The organism is Marinomonas foliarum, assembly GCF_003337275.1.
Lineage (GTDB): Bacteria > Pseudomonadota > Gammaproteobacteria > Pseudomonadales > Marinomonadaceae > Marinomonas > Marinomonas foliarum.
This window is the reverse complement of record NZ_QPJQ01000005.1, coordinates 1-26,243: the sequence shown is the minus strand read 5'-3', so window position 1 is coordinate 26,243 and position 26,243 is coordinate 1. Positions and strand designations below refer to the sequence as shown.

The 26,243-nt window shown below is 43.2% G+C and carries 23 protein-coding genes and 1 tRNA gene; 9 read left to right on the top strand and 15 right to left on the bottom strand.

Annotation, left to right across the window (positions count from 1 at the left end; all coding sequences use genetic code 11):
• Positions 1-19: 19 nt before the first annotated feature.
• The 8 genes from rimP to rlmE all read right to left on the bottom strand — a co-directional run bounded on the left by rimP (position 20) and on the right by rlmE (position 7,014).
• Entirely contained in the window at positions 20-481 is a 462-nt protein-coding gene (rimP, locus tag DFP77_RS03750; protein WP_114410959.1) for a ribosome maturation factor RimP, read from the bottom strand.
• A gap of 329 nt (positions 482-810) precedes the next feature.
• Positions 811-896, bottom strand: a tRNA-Leu gene (locus tag DFP77_RS03745).
• 53 nt (positions 897-949) lie between these two features.
• The gene (gene secG, locus DFP77_RS03740) at positions 950-1,303 is read right to left on the bottom strand and encodes a preprotein translocase subunit SecG (RefSeq protein ID WP_114410958.1); all 354 of its coding nucleotides are present in this window, start codon (positions 1,301-1,303) and stop codon (positions 950-952) included.
• A gap of 3 nt (positions 1,304-1,306) precedes the next feature.
• The gene (gene tpiA, locus DFP77_RS03735) at positions 1,307-2,056 is read right to left on the bottom strand and encodes a triose-phosphate isomerase (RefSeq protein ID WP_114410957.1); all 750 of its coding nucleotides are present in this window, start codon (positions 2,054-2,056) and stop codon (positions 1,307-1,309) included.
• Positions 2,057-2,141: 85 nt separating this feature from the next.
• The gene (gene glmM / locus DFP77_RS03730; RefSeq protein ID WP_114410956.1) at positions 2,142-3,488 is read right to left on the bottom strand and encodes a phosphoglucosamine mutase; all 1,347 of its coding nucleotides are present in this window, start codon (positions 3,486-3,488) and stop codon (positions 2,142-2,144) included.
• The gene (folP, locus tag DFP77_RS03725) at positions 3,488-4,321 is read right to left on the bottom strand and encodes a dihydropteroate synthase (RefSeq protein WP_114410955.1); all 834 of its coding nucleotides are present in this window, start codon (positions 4,319-4,321) and stop codon (positions 3,488-3,490) included. The genes glmM and folP overlap by 1 nt, the downstream gene beginning before the upstream one ends.
• 32 nt (positions 4,322-4,353) lie before the next feature.
• Complete coding sequence (gene ftsH / locus DFP77_RS03720) at positions 4,354-6,333, bottom strand: ATP-dependent zinc metalloprotease FtsH (RefSeq protein WP_258861060.1); 1,980 nt, start codon at positions 6,331-6,333, stop codon at positions 4,354-4,356.
• A gap of 60 nt (positions 6,334-6,393) precedes the next feature.
• Entirely contained in the window at positions 6,394-7,014 is a 621-nt protein-coding gene (gene rlmE, locus DFP77_RS03715) for a 23S rRNA (uridine(2552)-2'-O)-methyltransferase RlmE (RefSeq protein WP_114410954.1), read from the bottom strand.
• A gap of 99 nt (positions 7,015-7,113) precedes the next feature.
• Here rlmE and DFP77_RS03710 point away from each other — a divergent pair, with 99 nt between their 5' ends.
• Together DFP77_RS03710 and DFP77_RS03705 are read left to right on the top strand one after the other, a co-directional pair.
• Positions 7,114-7,416: a YhbY family RNA-binding protein gene (locus DFP77_RS03710; protein WP_114410953.1), complete on the top strand. Its 303-nt coding sequence runs from the start codon at positions 7,114-7,116 to the stop codon at positions 7,414-7,416.
• Positions 7,417-7,516: 100 nt separating this feature from the next.
• The gene (locus DFP77_RS03705) at positions 7,517-8,359 is read left to right on the top strand and encodes a hypothetical protein (protein ID WP_114410952.1); all 843 of its coding nucleotides are present in this window, start codon (positions 7,517-7,519) and stop codon (positions 8,357-8,359) included.
• Positions 8,360-8,430: 71 nt separating this feature from the next.
• On the opposite strand, the gene erpA is transcribed toward DFP77_RS03705, so the two are convergent.
• Positions 8,431-8,778, bottom strand: a complete 348-nt coding sequence (erpA, locus tag DFP77_RS03700; RefSeq protein WP_147270549.1) for an iron-sulfur cluster insertion protein ErpA — start codon at positions 8,776-8,778, stop codon at positions 8,431-8,433.
• Between the two features lie 69 nt (positions 8,779-8,847).
• Positions 8,848-10,434: a peptide chain release factor 3 gene (locus DFP77_RS03695; RefSeq protein ID WP_114410950.1), complete on the bottom strand. Its 1,587-nt coding sequence runs from the start codon at positions 10,432-10,434 to the stop codon at positions 8,848-8,850.
• A gap of 316 nt (positions 10,435-10,750) precedes the next feature.
• On the opposite strand from DFP77_RS03695, the gene DFP77_RS03690 reads away from it, so the two are divergent.
• The 6 genes from DFP77_RS03690 to phnE (DFP77_RS03665) all read left to right on the top strand — a co-directional run bounded on the left by DFP77_RS03690 (position 10,751) and on the right by phnE (DFP77_RS03665) (position 17,765).
• Positions 10,751-12,643, top strand: a complete 1,893-nt coding sequence (locus DFP77_RS03690; protein WP_114410949.1) for an ATP-binding protein — start codon at positions 10,751-10,753, stop codon at positions 12,641-12,643.
• Positions 12,644-14,011 (top strand): sigma-54-dependent transcriptional regulator, encoded by a 1,368-nt coding sequence (locus DFP77_RS03685; protein WP_114410948.1) that lies wholly within the window; start codon positions 12,644-12,646, stop codon positions 14,009-14,011.
• 218 nt (positions 14,012-14,229) lie between these two features.
• Complete coding sequence (gene phnD / locus DFP77_RS03680) at positions 14,230-15,273, top strand: phosphate/phosphite/phosphonate ABC transporter substrate-binding protein (protein ID WP_114410947.1); 1,044 nt, start codon at positions 14,230-14,232, stop codon at positions 15,271-15,273.
• A 105-nt stretch (positions 15,274-15,378) separates the two neighbouring features.
• Positions 15,379-16,164 carry a phosphonate ABC transporter ATP-binding protein gene (gene phnC / locus DFP77_RS03675; RefSeq protein ID WP_114410946.1) on the top strand — a complete coding sequence of 262 codons (786 nt, stop codon included), beginning with the start codon at positions 15,379-15,381 and terminating at the stop codon, positions 16,162-16,164.
• Positions 16,152-16,946, top strand: a complete 795-nt coding sequence (gene phnE / locus DFP77_RS03670; RefSeq protein ID WP_114410945.1) for a phosphonate ABC transporter, permease protein PhnE — start codon at positions 16,152-16,154, stop codon at positions 16,944-16,946. The genes phnC and phnE (DFP77_RS03670) overlap by 13 nt, the downstream gene beginning before the upstream one ends.
• Positions 16,947-16,967: 21 nt before the next feature.
• Positions 16,968-17,765: a phosphonate ABC transporter, permease protein PhnE gene (gene phnE, locus DFP77_RS03665; protein WP_114410944.1), complete on the top strand. Its 798-nt coding sequence runs from the start codon at positions 16,968-16,970 to the stop codon at positions 17,763-17,765.
• A gap of 92 nt (positions 17,766-17,857) precedes the next feature.
• Here the strand turns inward: phnE (DFP77_RS03665) and DFP77_RS03660 are convergent, their stop codons facing one another.
• Both DFP77_RS03660 and DFP77_RS03655 read right to left on the bottom strand, forming a co-directional pair.
• Positions 17,858-20,986: an efflux RND transporter permease subunit gene (locus DFP77_RS03660; protein WP_114410943.1), complete on the bottom strand. Its 3,129-nt coding sequence runs from the start codon at positions 20,984-20,986 to the stop codon at positions 17,858-17,860.
• A gap of 3 nt (positions 20,987-20,989) precedes the next feature.
• Positions 20,990-22,177, bottom strand: a complete 1,188-nt coding sequence (locus DFP77_RS03655) for an efflux RND transporter periplasmic adaptor subunit (RefSeq protein ID WP_476738609.1) — start codon at positions 22,175-22,177, stop codon at positions 20,990-20,992.
• 93 nt (positions 22,178-22,270) lie between these two features.
• On the opposite strand from DFP77_RS03655, the gene DFP77_RS03650 reads away from it, so the two are divergent.
• Entirely contained in the window at positions 22,271-22,843 is a 573-nt protein-coding gene (locus tag DFP77_RS03650; protein WP_114410941.1) for a TetR/AcrR family transcriptional regulator, read from the top strand.
• 28 nt (positions 22,844-22,871) lie between these two features.
• Here the strand turns inward: DFP77_RS03650 and DFP77_RS03645 are convergent, their stop codons facing one another.
• From DFP77_RS03645 to DFP77_RS03635, 3 genes are all read right to left on the bottom strand, one after another.
• Entirely contained in the window at positions 22,872-23,762 is an 891-nt protein-coding gene (locus tag DFP77_RS03645) for a DMT family transporter (protein ID WP_114410940.1), read from the bottom strand.
• Positions 23,763-23,901: 139 nt separating this feature from the next.
• On the bottom strand, positions 23,902-25,227 hold the full coding sequence (locus DFP77_RS03640) for a Na+/H+ antiporter NhaC family protein (RefSeq protein ID WP_114410939.1): 1,326 nt from the start codon (positions 25,225-25,227) through the stop codon (positions 23,902-23,904).
• 294 nt (positions 25,228-25,521) lie between these two features.
• Positions 25,522-26,172, bottom strand: coding sequence for an outer membrane protein assembly factor BamB family protein (locus tag DFP77_RS03635; protein ID WP_441328189.1), 651 nt, complete (start codon positions 26,170-26,172; stop codon positions 25,522-25,524).
• Between the last annotated feature and the right edge of the window lie 71 nt (positions 26,173-26,243).

Here is a 26,243-nt window from a genome sequence, read left to right as displayed (position 1 = left end):
CTCTCTTCAAGGTTAATTGTTAAAATTGTGGAACAACATTTGCCTTATCGATCAAATCAATAGGCAATAAGTATTCTTCTTGATCTACACGAATAACAATATCTTCGCTTTCGATCCCCATTAGTTGCCCCTTAAATTTACGACGGCCATCGAAAGGCACACGTAAACGTAAAGAAACAATAGAACCGATATAAGCCTGATATTGAGCCAAACTGAATAAAGGCCGATCTAAACCTGGTGACGATACTTCTAGGTTATATTCCCCAGTAATTGGGTCTTCAACATCTAGAATAGAACTAACCTGACGGCTGACACGAGCGCAATCTTCGACATCAATTCCTTTCTCTTCATCCGTCTCAATAAAAATACGAAGCACAGAGTCTTTACCTAATGATAAATACTCCATCCCCCAAAACTCAAACCCTAAACCTTCAACGACTGGTCGAATAAGTTCTTCTAAAATCGTATATTTTGCTGACAATCGTTTTCTCCGAAAACCAATTTTGTAAAACGCAGAAACAAAAAACGGGCTCAAGGCCCATTTACATTAAAAACTTAGTGCAGCAGTACAGATAACAAAAAACCCCATATAGGGGTTCTTAGCACTCTCATCAAAACTAATTGAGAGAGCAGCCTTCAGAAAGAAGGTTGTCAATCCTGACACTAAATACTCTAAGAACAAACTGGTGCGGATACCTAAAATAGGAAAACCGTAAGAAAGCGAAAGAAAAACATAACACTTCCAACAAACCAGATTACTCTGCATCAATATTCCGACATCATACACAAAACACGACATCAATTCAATATTGGTGCGGATGGGGGGACTCGAACCCCCACGAGCATAGCTCACCACCCCCTCAAGGTGGCGCGTCTACCAATTCCGCCACATCCGCAAAACTCTCTCTTAACGCTTCAACTCAAACCTTTCAGAAACTAAATATAATTATTATTCAGTAACTGGAAGATCGGAACTTGTTTTATTCTTTTCACCTAGCTCTGGTAAACCCACTGTTTCTTCAACTTGAGGAGCTGAAGGAACGAAATCAAGCGCACCAGAAACACTTTTCGCCTGCTCACTGGCAAAGAACGCCAAGCCAAAGCTAGTCAAAAAGAATACCAAGGCAAACACTGCAGTCATTTTTCCGAAGAAACTACCACCACCTTGACTACCAAATACTGTTTGGGATGCTCCGCCACCAAAAGAGGCACCGGCATCCGCACCTTTGCCTTGCTGCAACAAAACCAACGCGATAATCAATATCGCCGCTAGTACATGCAAAACCAAAATAAGTGCTTCCATCTATTAACCTGCTGTTTTTACAATCGCGATAAATTCTTTTGCATCAAGTGATGCACCACCGACAAGAGCACCATCTACATCAGGCATTTGAAACAAAGCCGAGCTGGTTGATGCTTTAACACTTCCGCCATACAAAATCTGAACTTTTTCAGCAACAGACTCTGACAACTTAGCCAAAAAGGCTCTAATTGACTGATGAACTTCTTGAGCTTGCTCTGCACTTGCTGATAGACCTGTTCCTATAGCCCAAACTGGCTCATAAGCAACAACTAATTGCTCAAATGCAGAAATTCCAACAAGATCAATAACCGCTTGAATTTGACGCTCACAAACTTCAAGTGTTTTGCCAGACTCTCGTTCAGCTAATGTTTCGCCGATACACAACATTGGAGTCAGACCAAATTCAAAGATCGTTTTTACTTTGGCAGCAACCAATTCATCAGACTCCCCATAAAGAGAACGACGCTCTGAATGCCCAACCAAAACGTACTTAACTCCAAAGTCACTCAACATAGAAGCCGAAACTTCACCAGTAAAAGCGCCTTTTACCTCTTGACTCGCGTTCTGAGCAGCCAAAACAATACGGCTTCCAGAAATAAGACCGTCAACCTGAGATAAATAAGGAAATGAAGGAGCAATAACTACTTCAGAGCCAGAATTCTCCATCTCAAGTAAGCCATTAACAAGTGAAGAAACGCTCTCTTTAGAGCCATTCATTTTCCAGTTACCAGCGACTATCTTTTGACGAATCATATTCTAACCCCTAAATTCGAGGCGCCCATTCTATGGAATGGGCGCTTTGGTTTCAAGTATTTATTTTTTCAATTTAAAAATCACTTTACACTCTGCTTTTTGACTCAACAACCGCATTCACTTCGTCAACAAGATATTCAACTAACTCATCAACCGTTTCATCATCTCGCCCTTCTACCATGACTCGAATCAAAGGCTCTGTACCAGAAGCCCTTAGTAATACTCGACCAAGGCCATTCAAACGTTCATTAGCAACCGCGATAGCTTTTTGCAAAGCTGGCTCTTCATTTGGAATAAAACGCTTAGCGACACGAATATTTTTTAGCTTTTGAGGAAATTTAACCAAGCCCACGAGCAATTCATCAAGCGCCTTATCCTCTTCAACCATTGCACGAAGAACCTGCAAGGCCGCAATAATACCGTCACCAGTTGTAGTGATAGAGCGACATACAATATGGCCAGAAGGTTCACCACCTAACACCCAACCATGCTGCATTAGTTTTTCGTTCACATAACGATCACCAACAGCTGCTCGACTAAAGCCAATACCTGTTTCAGAAAATGCCAACTCCAGGCCGAAGTTACTCATTAAAGTACCTACAACACCACCACTGAATCGACCGGTACGCATCAGATGATTAGCGATAATATACAAGATATCATCCCCATCACGCACCACACCATGGCGGTCCACCAGTATCAAACGGTCACCATCACCATCCAGAGCAATACCTAAATCCGCCTCTTCAGCTAAAACATTCTTACGCAATAACTCAGGCTTAGTTGCACCACAGAATTCATTAATATTTAACCCATCAGGGTTAATACCAATTGGAATAACGTCAGCACCCAATTCAGAAAAAACCCGGGGAGCAACATGATAAGTTGCGCCGTCAGCACAATCGACAACGATTTTTAAGCCACTAAGCTGCAGCCCAATAGGAAAGGTGCCTTTACAATACTCAATATAACGACCCGCAGCGTCATCAATACGCTTAGCTCGACCGATTAGACTAGATTCAACAACCTCCATCGGCTGCTCTAGGAAATACTCTATACGCTCTTCGATTTCGTCAGAAATCTTGCCGCCTTCCGCAGAAAAAAACTTAATTCCATTATCTGTATAAGGATTATGAGAGGCACTAATAACGATACCTGCACTGGCACGAAACGTTCGCGTCAAATAGGCAATTGCAGGTGTTGGCATTGGTCCAACCAGACGCACATCTGCTCCAGCAGCCACAATCCCAGACTCAAGCGCGGACTCAAACATATAACCAGAAATACGAGTATCCTTGCCGATCAGAATTTTTTTATCGTGCTCTTTAAAAACCTGACCTGCAGCCCAACCCAACTTCAACATAAACTCTGGTGTTATAGGCGCTGTACCAACCTTCCCTCGAATTCCATCTGTACCAAAATACTTACGCATCAAACCGCTCCCTCAATACGAGACATCAACGCCAACATTTCTACATGCGGCCTAACATCATGAACTCTAAATATACGTGCACCTTTAAGGTAAGCTGAAGCATTTGCTCCCATGGTGCCATAAAGTCGCTCTTCAACCGGGTTCCCCAGAACATCACCTATCATGGTCTTCCTAGAAAGGCCCATCAACACCTCAAAGCCTAATGACCTTAAGGTATCGGTATGATTCAACAGAGATAGATTATGCGAAAGTGTCTTTCCAAACCCAATACCTGGATCTAGAATAAGTCGAGAACGATCAATTCCAGCTAACTCACACGCAGCAACCCTCGACATCAAATAGCCCACCACATCATCCACTACGGAGGCATAATCTGGTTGCTCTTGCATCGTTTCGGGCACACCTTTCATATGCATTAAACATATGGGCAAATCAGTTTCAGCAGATGCCTGCAAAGCCCCTTCTCGCTCCAGAGCCCTAACATCATTAATCAGCCCCATACCAACAGCAGAAGCACTTCGAATAACATCAGGAGTACTAGTATCAACGGACACAATGATATCAAAACGCTTTTTGATCGCTTCGACAATGGGCAAAACTCGATCCATCTCTTGCTGAGTCGATACAGCCTTAGCACCCGGACGCGTAGATTCGCCACCAACATCAATAATGCTAGCGCCTTCTTGAATCATTAATTCAGACTGACGCAATGCCGCTTCCAATGAATTGAATGCGCCACCATCAGAAAAAGAATCTGGGGTGATATTTAATATCCCCATAACATGAGGAAGGGATAAGTCTAACGACTTATCCCCAAATGACATTAAAGACATGAAAAAACCATATCAAAGAATACTATTCGAAATCACTCACCTGTAGATTTAGGTGATACCTGACCAGAAGCCGCATCAGCATTATCATCAGCTTTCACATCATCAGATGAAGTAGCAACCTCAGTATCATCTACTTGATCAGCGCCTTCTGTTTTTGGAGTTTTGACTCCAGGGTCAGACCACCCCTCAGGCGCAGACGGTTTTTTTCCGTCCATAATTTCTTTAATTTGCTTCGCATCAATCGTTTCATACTGCATCAAGGCTTCCGCCATAACATCCAGTTTAGAGCGATTATCAACCAATATAGTGTTCGCTTTTTCATAGCAACGACTAATAATATCCTGAACCTCAGCATCAATAATCTTACCAGTTTCAGGCGAGAAGTAGTTCGACTTACTGCCTGTAGGCCCAGTAATAAAGCTGCCGCTGTTGTCATCTTCTTCGTACGCAAATGGTCCTAGTTTTTCAGACAAGCCCCATTTAGTAACCATGTTACGAGCAATACTCGTAGCACGCTCAATATCATTTGAAGCACCAGTAGAAACACCATCAAAACCATGGATCATTTCTTCAGCAATACGACCGCCATACAAACTACAAACCTGACTTTCAAGACCACGCTTACTAATGCTGTACTTATCTTCCTCAGGAAGATACATGGTGACACCTAAAGCGCGACCACGAGGAATAATAGACACTTTATAAACAGGATCATGTTCAGGCATCAAGTAACCAATAATTGTATGACCTGCTTCATGGTATGCCGTGTTTAGTTTTTCTTTATCACTCATCACCATGGTCTTACGTTCAGCACCCATGAGGATTTTATCTTTGGCTAACTCAAGCAACTCCATATTCACTAATCGACGATTAGAGCGGGCTGCAAATAATGCGGCTTCATTTATCAGGTTAGCTAAATCTGCACCAGAAAAACCTGGCGTACCACGAGCAATGTTTTTTGGTTCAACATCATCATCGCAAGGCACTTTACGCAAATGCACCTTTAGAATTTGTTCACGGCCACGAATGTCCGGCAAACCTACTTGCACTTGACGGTCAAAACGACCAGGACGAAGCAAAGCTGGATCCAATACATCTGGACGGTTTGTCGCAGCAATAACAATAATACCTTCGTTACCTTCGAAACCATCCATCTCAACCAACAGCTGGTTCAATGTCTGCTCACGCTCATCATTACCGCCACCCATACCGGAACCACGGTTACGACCTACAGCATCAATTTCATCGATAAAGATAATGCAAGGTGCGTGCTTTTTAGCTTGTTCGAACATATCACGAACACGAGAAGCACCAACACCAACAAACATTTCAACGAAATCAGAACCTGAAATAGTAAAAAATGGCACCTTAGCTTCACCGGCAATGGCTTTTGCCAGCAAAGTTTTACCAGTACCTGGAGGGCCACACATCAAAATACCGCGTGGAATTTTGCCACCAAGACGCTGAAACTTACTTGGCTCTCTTAAAAAATCGACAAGTTCTTCAGTATCTTCTTTCGCTTCATCACAACCCGCCACATCCGCGAAAGTCGTTTTAATCTGATCTTCAGGCAAAAGGCGCGCTTTGGACTTACCAAAAGACATAGGACCGCCTTTACCGCCGCCACCGCCTTGCATTTGGCGCATAAAGAACATAAAAATGGCAAGAATAAGAAGAATAGGAAAACTGGCAACAAGCAATTGAGTCCAAATGCTTTGCTGCTCAGGCATACGCCCTTCAACAATTACATTGTTTCTCAACAAGTCATCCATAATTTTTGGATCAGCTGCAGCTGGACGCACTGTATCAAAGGTATCGCCACTTGTTCGAGTACCACTGATAGTAGAGTTATCAACCATTACTTTGGCAACACGCCCATCCTGAACTTCTTTCACAAACTCAGAGTATGAAATTCGATTCGTATCAGATGTCGTATTAAAATTATTAAATACAGTTAGCAGTACAGCAGCTATTACCAACCACAACAGTATATTTTTCAGCATATCGTTCAAGAGCACACCTCTAAACGGTTATTTAAAATGTATCTGGCAATCATACCAGAACATATCCCATTAACCTTTATATTGTCTTCCTAATAAGTAAACTTCACGACTTCTTGCTCGCGATGCCTCTGGTTTACGTGTTACTACTGACCCAAACTGAGCCCGCATGGTTTTCAGGTATTCTTCAAACCCTTCACCTTGAAACACTTTCACCAGAAAATTTCCACCGGGACGCAACACTTGTGCCGCCATATCCAAAGCAAGTTCTACAAGATACATAGCTTGTGGCTGATCAGAAGAACTGTTACCACTCATATTGGGGGCCATATCTGAAATTACAAGATCTGCTTTTTCATCTCCAATTTCAGATAAAATAGCTTCGTACACTTCCTGCTCAGTAAAATCCCCCTGAACAAAACGCACGCCCGGCAAGGGTGCCATTTCCAATATATCGGAAGCCACAATCGTTCCATGATCCCCAACAAGCTTTGCGGCCACTTGCGACCAACCACCAGGAGCTGCACCAAGATCAACAACTCGCATAGCGGGTTTGAATAACTTGTCTTTATCGTTAATCTCTATCAGCTTATAACTCGCTCTAGAGCGATAACCATCTTGTTGGGACTTTTTGACATATGGATCGTCAAAATGTTCCTTCATCCAATTATTACTACTTTTTGATCTTGCCACGTTTTCATCATACCTAAATTAGTCAATATTCCGCTATAATATCGCTTAACCTCTTAAGCCTCCAATAAAGAGGGTCAACTAATATGAGAAAATTTAACTATGAGTCTTACAAACGCCCAAAAAAAGCAATATCGCCTAATCGGCCACGCACTTAATCCTGTGGTTATGATTGCGGGCAACGGTTTAACTGAAACCGTATTAACTGAAGTAGATCGCGCATTAGAAGATCACGAGCTTATCAAAGTACGTATTAGCATCGCCGATCGCGAAGTTCGTACAGCTCTTATTGCAGAAATCAGTAAAATAATGAAATGCGAAACAGTTCAAACTATTGGCAAAGTAGCGCTTTTTTACCGTGCAGCTTTAGAGCCAAACCCAAAGCTTTCGAATCTTCTTCGCTAAATACACCATGAGATAGTCTTTTTTGAACAAAAAACAGACTATCTCTAAACTCTTCAACTATATGGCCGATACTCTTGATAGCTAATCAAGGAGTCGTATTATGCTGTTTATAGAGGCGCTCAATCGAGCATCCAATCAACCGAACGAGAAAAAGATCATTTCTCGGGTCAAATATCGCCCTATAACCAGCAACCAAGACTCGGTTGACCTAAGCTCTGCCGCGCACCAAGTAAAAGAAATATACTTAGACAGTCAAAGCAAAGAACCCCTCACAGCATCAACCAGCATATTCGCCAACCTTATTGAGCACGTACTCAGCCACATATTTGAAACTAAGTTTCACGTTCACTCGCCAGAAGAGCTCGATTTAGACAAAAAAGAATGGCGCTTATTCTTGCAAGTGCCACCAATACACGCGAACAAAAACAATAAGACAGCGGGATACATGGCGCCAGAGATTCATCGACGGCCACCCGCAAAGCAACTCATTTTCCACATACCTGTAAAACCGTCATACGGAATTCCAGTAGAGATGACTCTACTTTTATCGCCACATAACGGCTCACCGGAAACACTAGAACTTTTTCATTCGCTCCCTAAAGAAAACGCTCTACCGCTCCTAAGAACACCATACCCACCAGAATTTTTGGACCAACAAATTAAACATCACCACATCTTGATTGATCAAGACGGTGAGCCGGACCAGCTATCAGCCCTCTATGCTCATGTTAATCAAAGCCGGTTAGCAGAAGAAAACTCGATGCCAAAACAGATGTTTGGCTTAAGAATTTGGCGAGCAAAGAACAACACGCTAACACCTATAGTATTAGGGGATAATAAAATAGGTCTACTCTTTGTCGGTCACTACAGAACCCTTGAAGGCAACATTAACAGCGCAGAAGAAAGCGCCAGACAAGCATCCAACCTCTACACCAAAGCTTAATTTAAAACACCAGCCAATAAAAAACCCTTCAAACCAGAGATTTGAAGGGTTTCAGTAACTAAATATTAGAACTAAACACTAAAACTCGCACCACAACCACAAGTCGATGTAGCATTAGGGTTCTGCACCACAAAACGTGAGCCTTCTAAATTTTCTTTATAGTCTACTTCTGAGCCAACTAAATATTGGAAGCTTAACGGGTCAACAACTAAAGTCACTCCGTTACGCTGCACCTCGGTATCGTCTTCTTGATGATCTTCATCAAATGTAAAACCATACTGAAAGCCAGAGCAACCGCCACCTGTTACATAAACTCGCAACATGAGTCGATCGTTCTCTTCTTCTTCAATCAAAGATTGCAACTTCGCCGCTGCTGCGTCTGTAAACTCGATAGGATCAATCGATTCAACCATGCTCATCTCAATACCACTAAAACCATTTCGATAAATGAATTATCCGCTTATCCGAGTAATTTAGTCAAGTATAGATCAATGTTCACGAGTTGAACGGAAACGTACCTGAGGCCATTTCTCTTCCGCCATCATCAGATTTACTCGTGTTGGCGCCAAATAGGTTAAATGGCCTCCACCATCAATCGCCAAATTATCACGACATTTGTTCTTAAATTCTTCAAACTTCTTCGCATCGTCACATTCAACCCAGCGAGCGGTATTAACGTTAACTGGCTCGTAAATGCACTCAACTTTGTATTCGTCTTTTAAACGGTAAGCCACCACTTCATATTGCAACTGACCTACGGCACCAACAATCAGCTCATTATTACGCTGCGGCATAAATAGCTGAGTAGAACCTTCTTCAGAAAGTTGCTGCAAACCTTTTTGTAGCGCTTTCATTTTCATTGGGTCTTTCAAGCGTACACGGCGAAACAATTCTGGAGCAAAGTGAGGGATACCGGTGAATTTCAAATCCTCACCTTCTGTAAAAGTATCACCTATTTGAATTGTGCCATGGTTATGCAAACCTATAATATCGCCAGAAAATGCTTCTTCAACACCTTCACGATCACCGGCAGTGAAAGACACCGCATCCGTCACTTTGATATCTTTACCAATACGGCAATGGCGCATTTTCATGCCGCGACTATAGGTTCCTGAACACACTCGCATGAACGCAATACGGTCACGGTGCTTAGGGTCCATGTTGGCTTGGATCTTAAAGATAAAGCCAGAGAATTTCTCTTCTTTCGCTTCCACTTTACGGGAGTTTGTTTCGCGGTCAATCGGTGCAGGGGCCCACTTAACAAAGCCATCTAGCATTTCGCGAACACCAAAGTTAGACAATGCGGTACCAAAGAACACAGGCGTTAATTCACCAGCCAAATACGCGTCATGGTCAAACTCATGGCTTGCGCCACGAACAAGTTCAATCTCATCCATGTAAGCAGCCCAATCATCACCAAGTAACTCTTTCGCTTCGTCGGACTCTAAACCTTCTATGCGAATATCATCCATCAAAGTATGACCACGCCCGCGAACAAACACATGAATTGTATCGGTATAAAGGTTATAAACCCCTTTAAAGAAATCACTCATGCCGATAGGCCATGTGATCGGTGCCGCTGCGATTTTCAGCACTTCTTCCACTTCATCCAACAAATCAATCGGATCACGAATATCCCGGTCCATCTTATTGATGAAAGTTAAAATAGGCGTATCTCTTAGACGACAGACATCCATCAACTTGATCGTGCGATCCTCTACCCCCTTAGCCCCATCGATAATCATCAATACAGAATCGACAGCGGTTAACGTTCGGTACGTATCTTCAGAGAAGTCTTCGTGTCCAGGTGTGTCTAGCAAGTTAACCGTACGATCTCTATAAGGAAACTGCATCACAGAAGAGGTAATCGAAATACCACGCTGCTTCTCCATTGCCATCCAGTCTGATGTGGCGTGTTTGTCGCCTTTTCTGCCTTTTACTGAGCCCGCTGTCTGGATTAGCTGCCCTAGTAATAATAGTTTCTCAGTGATCGTTGTTTTACCAGCGTCAGGGTGAGAGATGATTGCGAATGTGCGTCTATCGCTTACTTCATTTAGAAAAGTCTGGTCTGCCATTAAAAAGTTCTTTTAAGTTATACGCGGGCTTCTAGAAAAGCCCCGTGATGTTAATCGTGAGTTCAATACGTCTATTTTCGCTGATCTCGACGTTATAAACAATCGATGCTCTAGTAATAAATGATGATTTGAGCACTTACCCCCAACAGACCTCACCATAAGCATTATTCATTAACGAGCGATATATTTTTAAAAAGCTTGTTATGGGACATTTTTGTCCTCACCATAGGCCAAAACCTAGTAATCAGCGTCTATCAAAGTTGGCACTATTTTTTCATTAGGTTATTTAATAATAAAAATAATAGGATAAATACAGATGGGTATTCCCACGTTTTTACGGCTTCGCAATATTGGTATTGGCGGCAGGCTTTTTTTAGCTTTCGTCTTAATCTCTTCTATCACTATTGTTGCCAGTGGCTTGGCGACAAACACGTATCTGCAACTAAGTGACCGTCTTCTCTTACTAAAACACCAAGATATTCCAGGCTTAGATGCCGCAGCTCGGCTAAACGACAAAAGCCGGCAAATCGTCGCGACTGCACCGATGCTCGTGACCAGCGATGCCTCTATTTCTAGAGAAAAAACCATGGTCGAACTCAGTGCAGCCATTAATGAAATGGACTCACTTATGCGCAACCTGCCAGACTACAGCCGCTACTTCCTAGAGCTCATTGCACAAATCCAAAATAGCCTCACCCTCCTCAACCAAAGTGTTGAGCGTCGTGAAGTGATAAGACGTGAACTCACCAGACAATCACGATTGATTTTTCCATTATTTCAGGAAGTTATTTCTCAACTTGATCAACTAGAACGTTCTCCTGAACTAGAGCAAGTTATTAGTCGACTGTATTATTTTTCAGGCCTCATAGAAAAAGTAAGTAATGACGCTTCTTTCAACGAATTGGACTACACCTTTTTACGACTTGAAAAACTAGGCTCAGAGATTGCTCAATACCTCACCCTATTGCCGCAAGTACCTCTTGTATTGCGCCAATCGTTACTCGACTTATTAATCATGAGCTCTCGACAAGGCGAACTTTTCCAACTTAAAAATGAAGAGTTAGACCTGCTTTATCAACAAAGTTTTCTACTGGAAAATAGCCAACAGCATATCCAACAGCTAGCAGCCCAAATCAATCAATATACAAATTACACCAACACCAGCATTCGAGGCTCCCTTGAAGGTGCTATCAAATCCATCAACAACAGCATTCGCGATATTCTATTACTGTCTCTCATCAGCCTAAGCATTGCTTGTGCTATCTCTTGGTTTTATGTTCGACGCAATGTGTTGCAGCGCATCATCGAACTACAAAGAAATATGCGCGCCATTGCAAGCTCTCAACTGGATACAAAAATACGCATTGTGGGACATGATGAAGTCTCCAGCATGGCTAGAGACTTACAATATTTCCAGAAGACGGCCATCGAAGTAGAAAAAACCAATCAAGTCCTCGCTGCAGAAATAGAAGAAAGAGTTGCGGCAGAAGCGCAGCTAAAAGCGGCTCAAAACGAGCTGGTACAAGCAGGAAAGCTCGCGGCATTAGGACAGCTTGGCGTTGGTATCACCCATGAAATCAACCAGCCATTAACCGCCATCGCCAGCCATTTACACACAGCTGGGCGACACATGGAAAAAGATCAAGTGGAAAAGGCGCGAAATAGCTTAGACAAAATTGGCTTATTGCTTACCAAAATCACTCGGATAACCAAGCACCTTAAAGCCTTTGCTCGCGTTGCAGGCACTGAATTGACTCCCGTCTGTTTAGACACAGTCATCCAAGACGCCATCGAGCTCATGTCGAGCCAGATCATCGACCAACATTGCACATTGGATTATCAAACAAACTCAGCGTCATTCTATGTTCTGGCTGAGCCAATCAGGCTAGAACAAGTCATGGTGAATCTAATAAGCAATGGCGTGGACGCCCTATCAAGTGCCTCAATAAAGCAGCTCTCTATCAGAGTATATGAACAAGATGAAAGGATAATGATTGATGTCAGTGACACTGGAATTGGCATAGATGGGAATCAGTTGGAACAAATTTTCGATCCATTTTTCACTCAAAAAGAAGTTGGCCAAGGGCTCGGTCTAGGCTTATCTATTAGTTACAACATAGTTCAAGATTTTGGCGGCCAAATAAGAGTGACATCCACACCAGAAGCCGGCAGCCGATTTACCTTGGAATTAACAAAGGCAGAAAAATAAATGCTTAATACAATAAAAATAATCATTATCGACGATGATCAAACCATCATCGAAGCATTAACCGAAATGCTCGAGCTTGAAGGCTTCCTGATAGAAAGCTATTACAGAGCAGATAAAGCCATTAATCTACTTGATAAAAATAGCGCCGCGGTCGTGCTTAGCGATGTCAGAATGCCCCAAATGGACGGCATGAGTTTACTGACTCGCCTTCAACAACTAGACAATGAATTGCCAGTCTTGCTCATGAGCGGTCATGGCGACATCCCAATGGCTATAGAAGCGATGAAAGAAGGCGCTTACGACTTTCTTGAAAAACCATTACAACCAGCCCAACTGATAAGCAAGCTGCAACGTGCTGCAGAAAAAAGACATTTAGTGCTAGAAAACCGGAAACTAAAACAAAATCTCGCTCAACAAACAGGCTTAGCAGCCTTTATTATTGGCGAGTCTGCGGCAATCAAGAATATTCGCCAACATATATCCTCTCTGGCGCAGGCAAACATTGACACTATTATCTATGGTGAAACAGGCTGCGGCAAAGACGTGGTCGCCAGAGCTCTTCACCAGTTCAGCCTTCGTAACAATGGACGATTCATTGCGATTAACTGTGGCGGCATCAGCGAAAGCCTGATTGAAAGCGAGCTTTTTGGGCATGAAGCAGGCTCGTTCACAGGAGCTAATAAGCGCCATATCGGCAAAATTGAAGCAGCCAATGGCGGAACACTGTTTCTGGATGAAATAGAAACCATGCCGCTACCAGTTCAAATAAAACTACTGCGTGTATTACAAGAACGTACCATTGAGCGAGTCGGCAGCACCATGCCAATTCCGGTCGAACTCACGGTTATTGCGGCCAGTAAAGACAACCTTGCCCAACTGGGTGATGAAGGAAAATTTCGTAAAGACTTATTTTACCGTCTCAATGTTGCCAGTCTGACCATTCCACCACTTAGGGACAGACCAGAAGACATTTTACCGTTATTTCATCACTATGCCCGCAAAGCGGCAGATCATTTTTCCAGAGAGCTACCAAGCATCACACCAGCCTACCTGGATTATTTAATTCAACACCAGTGGCCAGGCAATGTCCGTGAATTAAAAAACTCAGCGGATAGGTTTGTACTAGGGATAAGCGAGACCTCCCTCGCATCGATTAAACGCGATGAAGACATAAATGGCAGCTATGAAGAACGTATGGATCAATTCGAACGCCACATAATAGAAGAAGGGCTCAGAGCCACAAACGGTTTATTAAATGAAGCTGCAGAGCTATTAGACATGTCTCGTAAAACTCTCTACCGTAAAATGAAGAAACACCAACTAGAAAAACAGCAGTTTAAAATACTGGAAGACGAAGGACAGGAATGACCCATTTGGCATTTTTCAATGAGACTAAAGCGTCCCAAAGATCCTATTCTCACCTAAATAAAATTCATAAACCACTGTTTTAAAAGGATTTAAAACTATTGGCATTAGCCTTGCTCTATCTGAGTTAATCCTTCATGTGTGAAGGATTAACTCATCTCCGACAACGGAACCTCCCGACCGGTGATAACAATAAAAAATACATCACGAGGAAAACAAAAATGCCTATTAAATTATTAACAGGTTTAGTGCTCTCTAGCTCTTTACTATTAGGTGCCAGCACCGCCCTAGCCGATGATTGCAGCTACCGTGGCGTTCTAGACGATAAATTCTGCGACGAAAACTACGACCTTGTTGCCGATCTACCAAAAGATTCAAGCCAGTGGCGAGATCCAAGCACCTTAGTATTCACCTACACTCCTGTGGAAGATCCTGCGGTTTACAAAGACGCATTCAGTGATTTCCAAAAATACCTCAGTGAAGTGACTGGTAAAAAAGTGGTGTATTACACAGTTCATTCCAATGCAGCCGAAGTCGAAGCGTTACGCTCTGGCAGACTACACATAGCCGGCTTTTCTACTGGCCCAACTGGCTACGCTGTAAACCTAGGAGGCTTGGTACCAATCGCCGTCAAAGGCACAGAGGAATCTTTCCAAGGTTATAATCTGATCACCATCGTTCGCAAAGACAGCAACATGATGAAAATGACAGATTTAAAAGGCAAAGTGGTTGCTCATACTTCTGCGTCATCAAACTCTGGTAACTTAGCGCCTCGCGCCATCTTCCCTGCATTAGGGCTAACCCCAGATAAAGACTATGAAGTAAAATATTCTGGCAAACATGATCAGTCTGTTATGGGTGTATTATCTGGAGACTATGATGCCGCACCTGTCGCCTCAGACGTGTTCAAACGTATGGTTGATGCAAAACGCGTGAGTAAAGATGATTTCCGTATCATTTATACTAGCCCTCGTTTCCCGACGTCATCCTTCGGTTACGCTTATGATCTCAACCCTGAGCTGGTTGAGAAAATCAAAAAAGCCTTCTTCACTTTCCGCTTTCCACCAGAAATGCAAAAAACCTTTGGCGGAGCTGACCGCTTCTTCCCTGTAACCTACAAAGAAGATTGGCAAGTTATCCGTGACATTGCTCATTCATCTGGTACGGCTTATACCAAAGCAGGACTTAAGCAACTCGCTGAAGCAGATGCTGCGAAAGCCGCTGCTGATAAACGCAAAAAAGAAGCCGCTAGTAAAAGCCAATAAACGGTTGTTTCTTATCGTTTAACGTAATTTAAAAGACTTATTTAAAAGGACTCCAATAGCCTGAGAAATCAAGCTATTGGACCTCTTCGCCTGTAGGAAATCATCATGTCTGTTACTCAAAACACAGCTGAGCGTTCAAACTTTCTAGAAATTCGAAACTTAAAAAAAGAATACACTGTAGGAAATCCCATTTTAAAAGGGATAGATATTACCATCACAGAACCAGGCATCATTGCCATCATAGGACCTTCTGGGACAGGAAAAAGTACACTACTACGCTGCATCAACCGCTTAATTGATCCAACAGATGGACAAATTTTATTTGATGAGGCTGATTTGTGTTTAGCCAAAGGGGCCCAACTACGTAAACTTCGTCGTCAAGTCGGCATGGTGTTCCAAGAATACAACCTTGTTGAACGTTTAACCGTCATTGAAAATGTTCTAACAGGTCGTCTGGGTTATATGTCGGCTTGGCACGCTTGGAGAAGAAAATTCAGCCAAGAAGACATTAATACGGCCTTTGAATTATTAGACGCTGTTGGCTTAACCGAACATGCAAGCAAACGTGCTGATAGCTTGTCTGGTGGCCAACGTCAGCGCGTTGGCATCGCCAGAGCCGTGATGCAAAACCCTAAAATCCTCTTAGCTGATGAGCCAACCTCTTCTCTCGATCCAAAAACAGCGGTGGAAATCATGGAGCTGCTAGAGCGCTTCTCAGCAGAAAAAAACATCCCCGCTCTGGTCAATATTCATGATGTAAAACTGGCCAGCCGTTTTGCCAAGCGCATGATTGGGATGAGCAACGGCGTTGTGGTTTACGACGGACCTCCGGAAGGGATTACTGATGAACACCTAAAACAAATTTATGGAGGTGAATCATGGCTGGTATAAACACTCCCAAAAATAGAGACAATCCTTTTAAACAAAATTGGTTTGTCACCGCAACTTGGCTGCTGGTTATTTGTTATGTGTTGTACTCTTTTAACGCTATGGGCTTAAGTTGGGAACGCTTTAGCGACGGCTTAGGCCATGCTAGCGACCTATTAGGGCGTATGATTCCACCTAACTTTAGCCGCTGGTCATTGCTAATGAGCGGACTGATAGAGAGCCTCGAAATTGCCATCATTTCCAGTATTTGCGGTATTTTCATTTCATTATTTTTAGGGCTATTTGCAGCTCGTAATATGATGCCGAGCTGGATTAGCACACCGGTGCGAACTCTTATCGCACTTTGTCGTACCTTTCATCCGGTGATCATTGCTATCTTATTTGTTAAGAGCGTGGGGTTCGGAGCTTTGGCAGGGATTCTTACTCTTATAGTCGCTTCAATTGGCTTTATTGCCAAGCTATTTGCAGAGGCCATTGAAGAAATATCACTTAAACAAGTAGAAGCCATTCGAGCTACCGGTGCAGGCTTTACTAGCATCATTTTATTTTCTGTTATGCCGCAAGTGTTTTCGCGTTTTATAGGTTTCTCCACCTATCAACTCGACTCTAACTTACGTAACTCAACCATGGTGGGAATTGTCGGCGCTGGCGGCTTAGGCGGCACACTTTTCTCTGCCTTCCAGCGTTTCGACTATGACTTTGTCGCGGCCATCCTTATCGTCATTATTGCTCTTATCATGTTTGGTGAATTCCTCTCCAACATTGTTCGACGCATTTTCCGCTAGTTTGACCTAGGAGCTAATTTTATGAACACAATAGACCATCACTGGCAACGCTTCACGCTTAAGCAAAAGCTCTCACGCTATGCCGTATATTTGGTTCTCGTTATTGCCTTTGTACAGTCCATTCAGTCAGTTGAGGTTATCCCAGAATTTTTATTAGATGCACCAGAACAAATGGCGGACATGTTCAGCCGTATGTGGCCAATAGACTTTGCTTACTACCCGGTCGCTGTTCATGACGCCATGATAGAGACACTCAATATCGCTACGCTAGGCACGCTCATCACATTGATTTTCGCTATCCCATTAGCCTTGATGAATGCCAGTAACATTGTTAATTCAGCCTGGTGTCACTGGATATCTCGGTTTTTTCTAGTGTCTTCTCGATCAGTTAATTCATTAGTTTGGGCTCTGCTTTTTGTCTCTATCTTCGGCCCGGGCGTTATTGCTGGCGTTTTAGCCATTGCCTTTCGCTCTATCGGCTTTGTCGGCAAGTTACTTGGCGAAGCCATCGAAGAAGTAAATATGGGATCTATCGAAGCATTAAAAGCCACTGGCGCTTCTTGGATGTCTATTTTACTTAAGGGTTACTGGCCGCAAGTATTACCCGCCTTCTTTAGTATCGTACTATTTCGCTGGGATATTAATGTCCGAGAATCTGCCGTTCTAGGGTTAGTCGGTGCAGGCGGTATCGGCGTGGTACTGGATGATTCAATGAACTTATTTCAATGGGATAGAGTGGCTATGTCTCTTTTGGCTATCTTTGTCATCGTAATATTGGCTGAAATTGTTGTAGTAAATATTCGCAAACGCTTACTTTAACTCTCTTCAGTAAACAGTTTATTGCACAAAAAAGGAGCCTAAGCCGGCTCCTTTTTTATACTCATAAGATTCTGCTTTTTAGCTACGCCTAATTACTCTATGTTTTCTTGAGTCGATAATCCATCTGGACGTTTTGGAAAAATCCGACGTACAACCACAAAGAATAAAGGCACAAAGAAAATAGCCAGCACGGTTGCCGTTAAGGTACCGCCAACTATGCCTGAGCCAATAGAGATTCGGCTATTTGCACCAGCGCCAGAAGAAAGTGCTAATGGCAAGGTTCCCACCATAAATGCCAACGACGTCATGATAATAGGGCGTAAGCGCAAACGAGCAGCTTGAGCTGCAGCATCCCACACCCCAAGACCTCGTCGATAGGCCGCTTCCGCAAACTCAACAATCAAGATCGCATTTTTAGACGACAAACCTATGGTGGTTAATAAAGCGACCTGAAAATACACATCATTTTCTAGCCCGCGCAAATGCGCCGCAGCAGCAGAACCTATTACCCCAAGAGGAATAACCATGATCACTGAGAAAGGCACAGTCCAGCTCTCGTACAAAGCAGCAAGACATAGGAATACAACCAAAATCGAAATGGCGTACAACATTTGCGTTTGGCCACTAGACAAGCGCTCTTGATAAGACAAGCCACTCCAAGAACCAGTTACACCAGGTAAATTGCTTGTAATACGCTGCAATTCATCCATAGACTCACCAGAACTCACGCCAGGCGAACCTGAGCCTTGAATTTCATACGATGCCAAACCGTTAAAACGAGATAAACTCTTCGGTCCATATGTCCACTCACTTTTAGCAAAAGCAGAGAATGGCGTCATCGTATTGTCACCACCTCGAACGTACCAATGCTGTAAATCTTCTGGGGAAGAGCGGTATTCCGCTTCACCTTGCATATAAACAGTCTTAACACGTCCACGGTCGATAAAGTCATTGATATAACGTCCAGCCCACGCACTGCTCAAGGTCGAACTTATGTCAGATAAAGACAAGCCAAGCGCTGACGCCTTTTCTTGGTCTATATCGATATACAGCTGCGGCCCTTCAGACTGAGACCCCAAACGAACACCTGTCAATAATGGGCTTGCATTGGCATCACCAAGCAAGTTATTCCGCATTTCTAACAAGGTTTCACGGTCAGTATTACCTGTCGCTTGAAGCTGGAAAGTAAAGCCACTACTTTGACCCAAACCTTGGATTGAAGGCGGGATTAGAGAGAAAATTTGTGCGTCGCGTATTCCAGCAAAAGCACCGTAAGAACGCCCAACAATTGCACTTGCGCTATTTGCAGGGCCAACTCGCTCACTCCAATCTTTTAATGCAATAAATGCCATACCTGCATTTTGACCACTTCCCATAAAGTTAAAGCCAGAGATAGTAAAAATGTCATTAACATTATCTTTCTCTGCCTCGAGGAAGTAAGTTTCCACCTCTTGCATAACCTTATCAGTACGAGACATAGAGGCGCCTTCAGGCAACGACACCATGACCATAACTCGACCTTGGTCCTCTGTTGGCAAGAAACCAGATGGTAAATTCAGCATCAAACCACTTAAACCAGCAACGATTATTCCGTATACCAGCATCCAGCGAATAGGCTTTTTAATAATACGGCTAACACCATTAAAATATCTGCCTGTTGCACTATCAAAGTTTCGATTAAACCAACCACCGAGTCCCTTCTTCTCATTCGCGTGATCCTTTGGTTTTAATAGAGTCGCACACAAGGCTGGCGTTAAGGTTAGCGCTACAATCACAGATAGAACCATGGCTGCTACTATAGTGATCGAAAACTGTCTATAAATAACACCCGTAGAACCACTAAAGAATGCCATCGGTAAGAATACCGCAGACAACACAACTGCAATACCAATTAGGGCACTGGTAATTTCCTTCATGGACTTGATCGTCGCCTCTTTGGGAGAGAGCTTCTCCTCTTCCATGACTCGCTCAACGTTCTCAACCACCACGATGGCGTCATCGACTAGCAAACCGATAGAGAGTACAACACCGAACATGGTTAACGTATTAATGGAAAAACCAAACACCTCTAACACACCAAATGTACCCAAAAGTACAACAGGTACTGCGATTGCAGGAATCAGCGTCGCACGCCAGTTCTGTAAGAAGATAAACATGACAATAATTACCAAAGCAATGGCTTCAAACAGAGTTTTAACCACTTCCTCGATGGATATTTTAATAAAGTCAGTATTATCGACAGGGAAAGAAAACTTATACCCTTCTGGCAAGCTGTTGGATAAATCATTTAACGTCTTTTTAACCGCTTCTGACGTAGATAAAGCATTTGCGCCCGGCGCCAGCATCACAGCTAAACCAGAGGCAGGGTGTTTATTCAAACGAGGGATATAGCCATAAGACTCACTACCAAGCTCAACTCTCGCAACATCACTCAAACGGACCGTCGCACCACTATCATCATAAGTAAGTATGATGTCTTTAAACTGCTCTGCCGTTTGTAATTTAGATTGAGCCGTTACTGTGACATTCAGCTCTTGGCCTTTAATGATTGGGTAAGCTCCGAGACTACCTGCAGCGACCTGAGTGTTTTGCGCATTAATCGCCGCCGAAATATCAGAAGGCATCAGCTTATAAGACGCCAGTTTAAGTGGATCCAACCAAACACGCATTGCATAGGCAGCACCAAAAACTTGGATACTACCAACACCATCAACACGAGAAACAGGATCCTGAATACTTGACACTAAAAAGTCTGAAATATCATTGGCCGTATCTCTATCTGTCTCATCATAAACAGCCGCTACCATCAAAAAGTCAGAGTTAGCCTTGCGAACAGCCACACCGTTTTGCTGAACAGACGTTGGCAAATTAGACGTAATTTGCTGGATCTTATTTTGCACTTGTACTTGAGCGATATCGGCATCCGTACCTTGCTCAAAAGTGACGTTGATACTCGCACGGCCACTAGAACTACTAGATGACGAAAAGTACAACAAACCATCAAGACCAGTCAGTTGCTGCTCTAGGACCTGAGTAACACTGTTCTCAACCGTTTCAGCTGACGCACCAGAATAGGTCGCTGAAATACTAATCGTAGGTGGTGCCACATTTGGGTATTGAGATATTGGCAAGGCCGTTATTGAGCCAAGCCCCGCCAACATGATAGCAATGGAAATAACCCACGCGAACACCGGACGATTGATAAAAAAGTGAGCTAACATAGATTAATTCCCTTGAGTCGAAGAAGCATTGGCATCGACGATAACACCAGTTTCACTGTCTCGTTTCATTGCAACCGTCGTGACCTCATCGCCAGACTTGACCTTCATTGAACCTTCAACAATCACTTTCTCGCCCGATTTAATACCAGACAGCACCAACCATTGGTTTGCCAGAGTGCGTTCAACTTTTAGAATACGGCTTTCAACCACATTATTATCATTCACAACCAAAGCAACTGGATTACCTTTCACATCACGAGACACTGCTTGCTGAGGCACTAGGATCGCGGAGTTATGCGTTAACTCGTGGATCAAGCCGCGGACAAACATGCCAGGCAATAAAAGGTTATCTGGATTTGGAAATTCAGCTCGCAAGGTCACACTGCCAGTTGACTCATCAACACTTATTTCTCTGGCCTTCAAGCTACCTTTATATTGGTATTCAGTACCATCTTCTAGAATCAAAGACACTTTATTTGAGCCACGTTCAACACCATCTTGAGCTAGGAATGTACGCTGCTGCAGCTGGTCTAAACTGGTTTGAGATAAATCAACAAAAATAGGATCCAATGAACGAACCGTTGTCATCACAGCTGCTTGGCTAGCAGTCACTAAGGCGCCCACAGTGACACGAGAGATACCGATTCGACCATCAATAGGTGACTTAATTTCGGTGTAACCCAAGTTAATTTGAGCATTTTCTAATGCGGCCTCAGAACCTTTTTGCTTCGCTCTAGCTTCTAGGTAAGCAACTTGGGCATCATCTAAATCTTGCTGAGAAACATTGTTTTGCTTACGCAACTCGCTGTAACGCTCTTGTTTTAATTGCGCTGATTTGAGACTTGCATTCGCAGACTCTAAATCCGCTTGAGCTTGTGTATAAGAAGAGACATAAGTGGAGTCATCCAATTCGTATAGCAAGTCGCCTGTCTTAACGTTTTGCCCTTCTTCAAAAAAACGTTTCTTTACAATCCCACCAACCTGTGGACGTATTTCTGCCACCAAGCTTGATGTAGTGCGTCCGGGTAACTCAGCGATTAGATCCGTTTTTTGGGCTTCAATAGTAACAACTCCAACTTGAACTTTCGGAGCAGGCGCTTTAGCAGAATCAGACTTAGCAGCCTCTTCTTGACAACCAGCCAACAAAAAAACGACTAACACGCTTAAAGCATACTTAGATTTAGACAACATTGAGGAAACTTCCTTTCGAAATATTGAGAATGACCATTCACTAGCACTATAATACAAGAAATGTACCTGATATATGACAAAACGTGCAAATAAATGAGATCTATTAAGCCACCACGCCACAACGATCAGCGAAAACAATGCATTATTGATGCCACTGAACGACACGCCCTCGCTAAAGGCTTTCATAAAGCCAGCATGAGCGAAATTGCCAAAACAGCTGGATTGAGCGTCGGCCAAATTTATCGATACTTTGCACATAAAGATGACATCATCTGCGCATTAGTCGATCAGCTTACCGAAAAAAGATTACAGTTTATGGCCTCTTTTTTAGATAAGAAAGATTGGTTAAATCGACATTTCTCTGAAGAAAATCAAGATACTCATAACATGAGGGTGATGCACTATGAAATCCAAGCAGAAGCCTCACGCAACTCTGTTATTGAAAGAATTTATATGGAATCTAATCGCCGGTTACAAGGCCGCGCAGTAAAGATTCTCCAATCTCACTACCCGAAAATGGAAGAAAGAGAAATCATCGCACGTATTGAAATACTAGTGACGCTTACAGAAGGTTTGCTCGCTCGATGGGACTCACAAAGCAGACCTTTTAACGAAGAAACACAACTAATCTATCAGCAAACTTTAGACACTATTCTGCCAGATTGAATATTCACACAATGCCTTAAAGCCTCCATTATGAATACTTAGACGGTTTAAATATGGACCTAATTTGAGGCCAACGACTAATCAACATCGCGATAAAGATTAAGAAACAGCCCAACACCTGACCACCAGACATCGACTCACTAAACCAAAACACAGCAAAAATGGCAGTCCAAACAGGCTCCAAATTCATAATAACTGCTGCATGGCTTACTGGCGTTAAACTCATCCCATAAGTTTGTAACAAAAACCTCAGACTACTAGCGATCAAGGTACTTGCTAGAAACCAACCGGCCACCTCAATACTAATACTATGTGGAAGCGTTTCAGTGAGCAGCGATAGAAGCAGTAAGACACAACCCGCAACAGACAGCTGGATCGTCGTTAATACCAAAACATGCATCCGCATAGAAAACCGGGATAATAAATTCAGCTGAAACGCCATACCCAATGCCGAGCAGAAAAAGTACACATGAGCGAATTCAAAATCCAAACCATTATCCAACGCCAAAAAGCCCAATCCTAAAACAGCCACAGGCAAAGCAAGCCAAATACTCAAAGGCGGTCTCGCGCCAAACATAAAACGAGCAATCAAAGGTACCAAAACAACACCAAGGCTAGCGATAAATGCCCCAACACCCAAGTTAGAACCTTGATCCAATCCTTTCACCCAAAACATCATGGTGACCCCCATTACCAAGCCAACCAATCCGGCCCGCTTAACACCCTGCCAGTTCAGCCCTTGGAAATATTTCAGTCCAACAAGATACAGAACAAAACCAGCAACAATAAAGCGCACTCCCATAAAAAACTGCGGCGGCATCCCTGCTATGGCTTCTTTTGAAAATATCCAACCAAAACCCGCCAAAATAGTGACGAAGACTAATATCATTTCAGCTTTCAGATGAGATCCATGTTTCAAGAGCTTTCCTTATTTAAAAAATAATGACGTTTGACGGAAAAGATACGATACCCGATGCTAAATTTAAGACACAAAAAAGCCCGCCTACTGAGTGAATAACCACTAAGTACGCAGGCTTTATAAAACCTATTGCTTGTTACTAAGCGTTATTTGCTTTTGCGCCTTTTGGCCAGCCAATAAAGATAGAAATCAAAGCAGCAACGGCCAATAACCAACTGTATTGGACATAACCAATAAGCTCAAATGGTGACACCTTTGCTAAAGAGGAAGCTAATAGGATTTGTGCACCGTAGGGCAAGATACCTTGCACTACACAAGAAAAAATATCCAACAAGCTAGCACTGCGTTTCGGATCAACATTGTAGCGCTCAGCAATGTCTTTTGCGACAGAACCATTAATTAAAATAGACACTGTATTATTAGCGGTACATAAATTAGTCAATGCAACAGCGGCACTGATGCTCAGTTCACCAGCACGAGTAGAGCCCGCTTTCGCACCTAAAGCACGGCTAATACGTTCAATCGCACTAACCAACCAAGCCAAGCCGCCTTGCGATTTCATTAACGCAGCAAGACCACCAATCAACAAGGAAAGAATCAAAATTTCCTGCATGCCAGTGTAACCAGCATAAATATCTGCCGACCAAGAAGCGACAGAATAATCAGGTTGCATGGTCAAACCAATCACACCTGCTAAAATAATACCGCTGAACAGCACCAACATAACGTTAACACCAGCCACAGCCAAGCCTAAGACAGCCACATAAGGCAGGACACGAATCAGCTCGTAATCTTGAACATCAGCAATTTGCGCTTCGCCACTCTGGAAAAACAACCACACCAAAGCCGCTAATGCCGCAGGCAAGGCAATTTTGAAGTTCATGCGGAATTTGTCACGCATATCACAGCCCTGAGTTCGTGTTGCTGCAATAGTAGTGTCGGAAATAATCGACAAATTATCGCCAAACATAGCACCACCAATGACGGTACCTACCGTTAGCAACAAAGGTAAATCTGCAGCTTCGGCAACCCCAATCGCTATTGGCGCGATGGCGGCAATCGTTCCCATGGACGTTCCCATAGAAGTAGCAACAAATGCCGTGATAACAAACAAGCCTGGCAACAATAACGAAGCAGGAACAATGCTCAGGCCAAAGTTAACAGTGGCATCAACACCACCAACGCTTTTTGCCACATTAGCAAAGGCACCAGCCAATAGATAAATCAAGATCATGGTAATAATCGTATTATCACCCACACCTTGAATAAAAGTTTCAATACGCTGATTAAAGTGTCCTTTTCCTAATAGAATCGCCAAGGCGATCGCAGGCAAAATAGCGACAGGAGCAGAGATCTGATAGAAGGCAAAATCCACACCTTCAGACTGATACCAAAGGCCGCTGCCAACAAAAAGAACAAGGAAAAGTAACAATGGCAGCAATGCCAGAGGAGATTTAGAAGTCATATCGTCTGAGGATTCCAGATTGAGTTAACCCTGCAACTTTTGGTCATAGGGAAGAAAGGCGCGAATGATAGTAAAAAGTAGTCCACGAGACCAATAATAATTAGCAATGTCGTTGTCACAAAACGTTATAACAAAAAACACCCATGAAAATATTTTTTATTCAATATCGCTATATGAGATATTAAGCTAATAAAAAGTCCAGTATTAAAACCACCCGCTTTCTGGGCATTTCAATACTGGACCTGTTGAAGGCTATAAAGACAGCCTATTTATAAGAAAAACTCAGTTTGAATATTATTTTTTCAACTTATAAGCAACCACATAATCGCCAATTGTGGTGCCAATAGAGCCATGGCCACCAGCTACTTGAACAACCATTTGCTCACCCTTACTGTTTAGGTATGTCATTGGTGTTGCTTGGCCACCCGCTGGTAAACGACCTTTCCATAACTCTTTACCAGTAGACAAATCATAAGCTCGTAAATAGTTATCTACTGCCGCCGCCATAAAGACAACACCACCATCCGTGATAACGGGCCCACCAATACCGGGCATACCCATTTCAATTGGCAACTTGAATGGCGTCATATCTTCAATGGTACCATTTTTGTGTTTCCAAGCCGTCTTACCCGTTTTAAGATCCACACCAGCCACATAACCCCAAGGTGGTTGCTGACAAGGGACACCCAATGGTGACAAGAAAGGTTTTAACTCAACTGCATAGTCTGCGCCTTCATTTGAATTTAACCCCTGCTCACCTTTATTTGCCTCACCTAAATCAACACCATCTTTTGGTACTAAAGTAGATGTAAACGCTAAATAAAGCGGCATACCAAACATTTGCTGACGTTTAGGATCGACCGCGATACTCCCCCAGTTAAACACCCCAAAGTTACCCGGATAAACAATGGTTCCCTGCTCGTGCGACCTGAAAGTTGCAAGTATTTCTGTTTCGCAGGGTATGTCTACCTGACGAAACCGGTTGTTTCACCAACCGTTTCCTACTCGGACGTGCG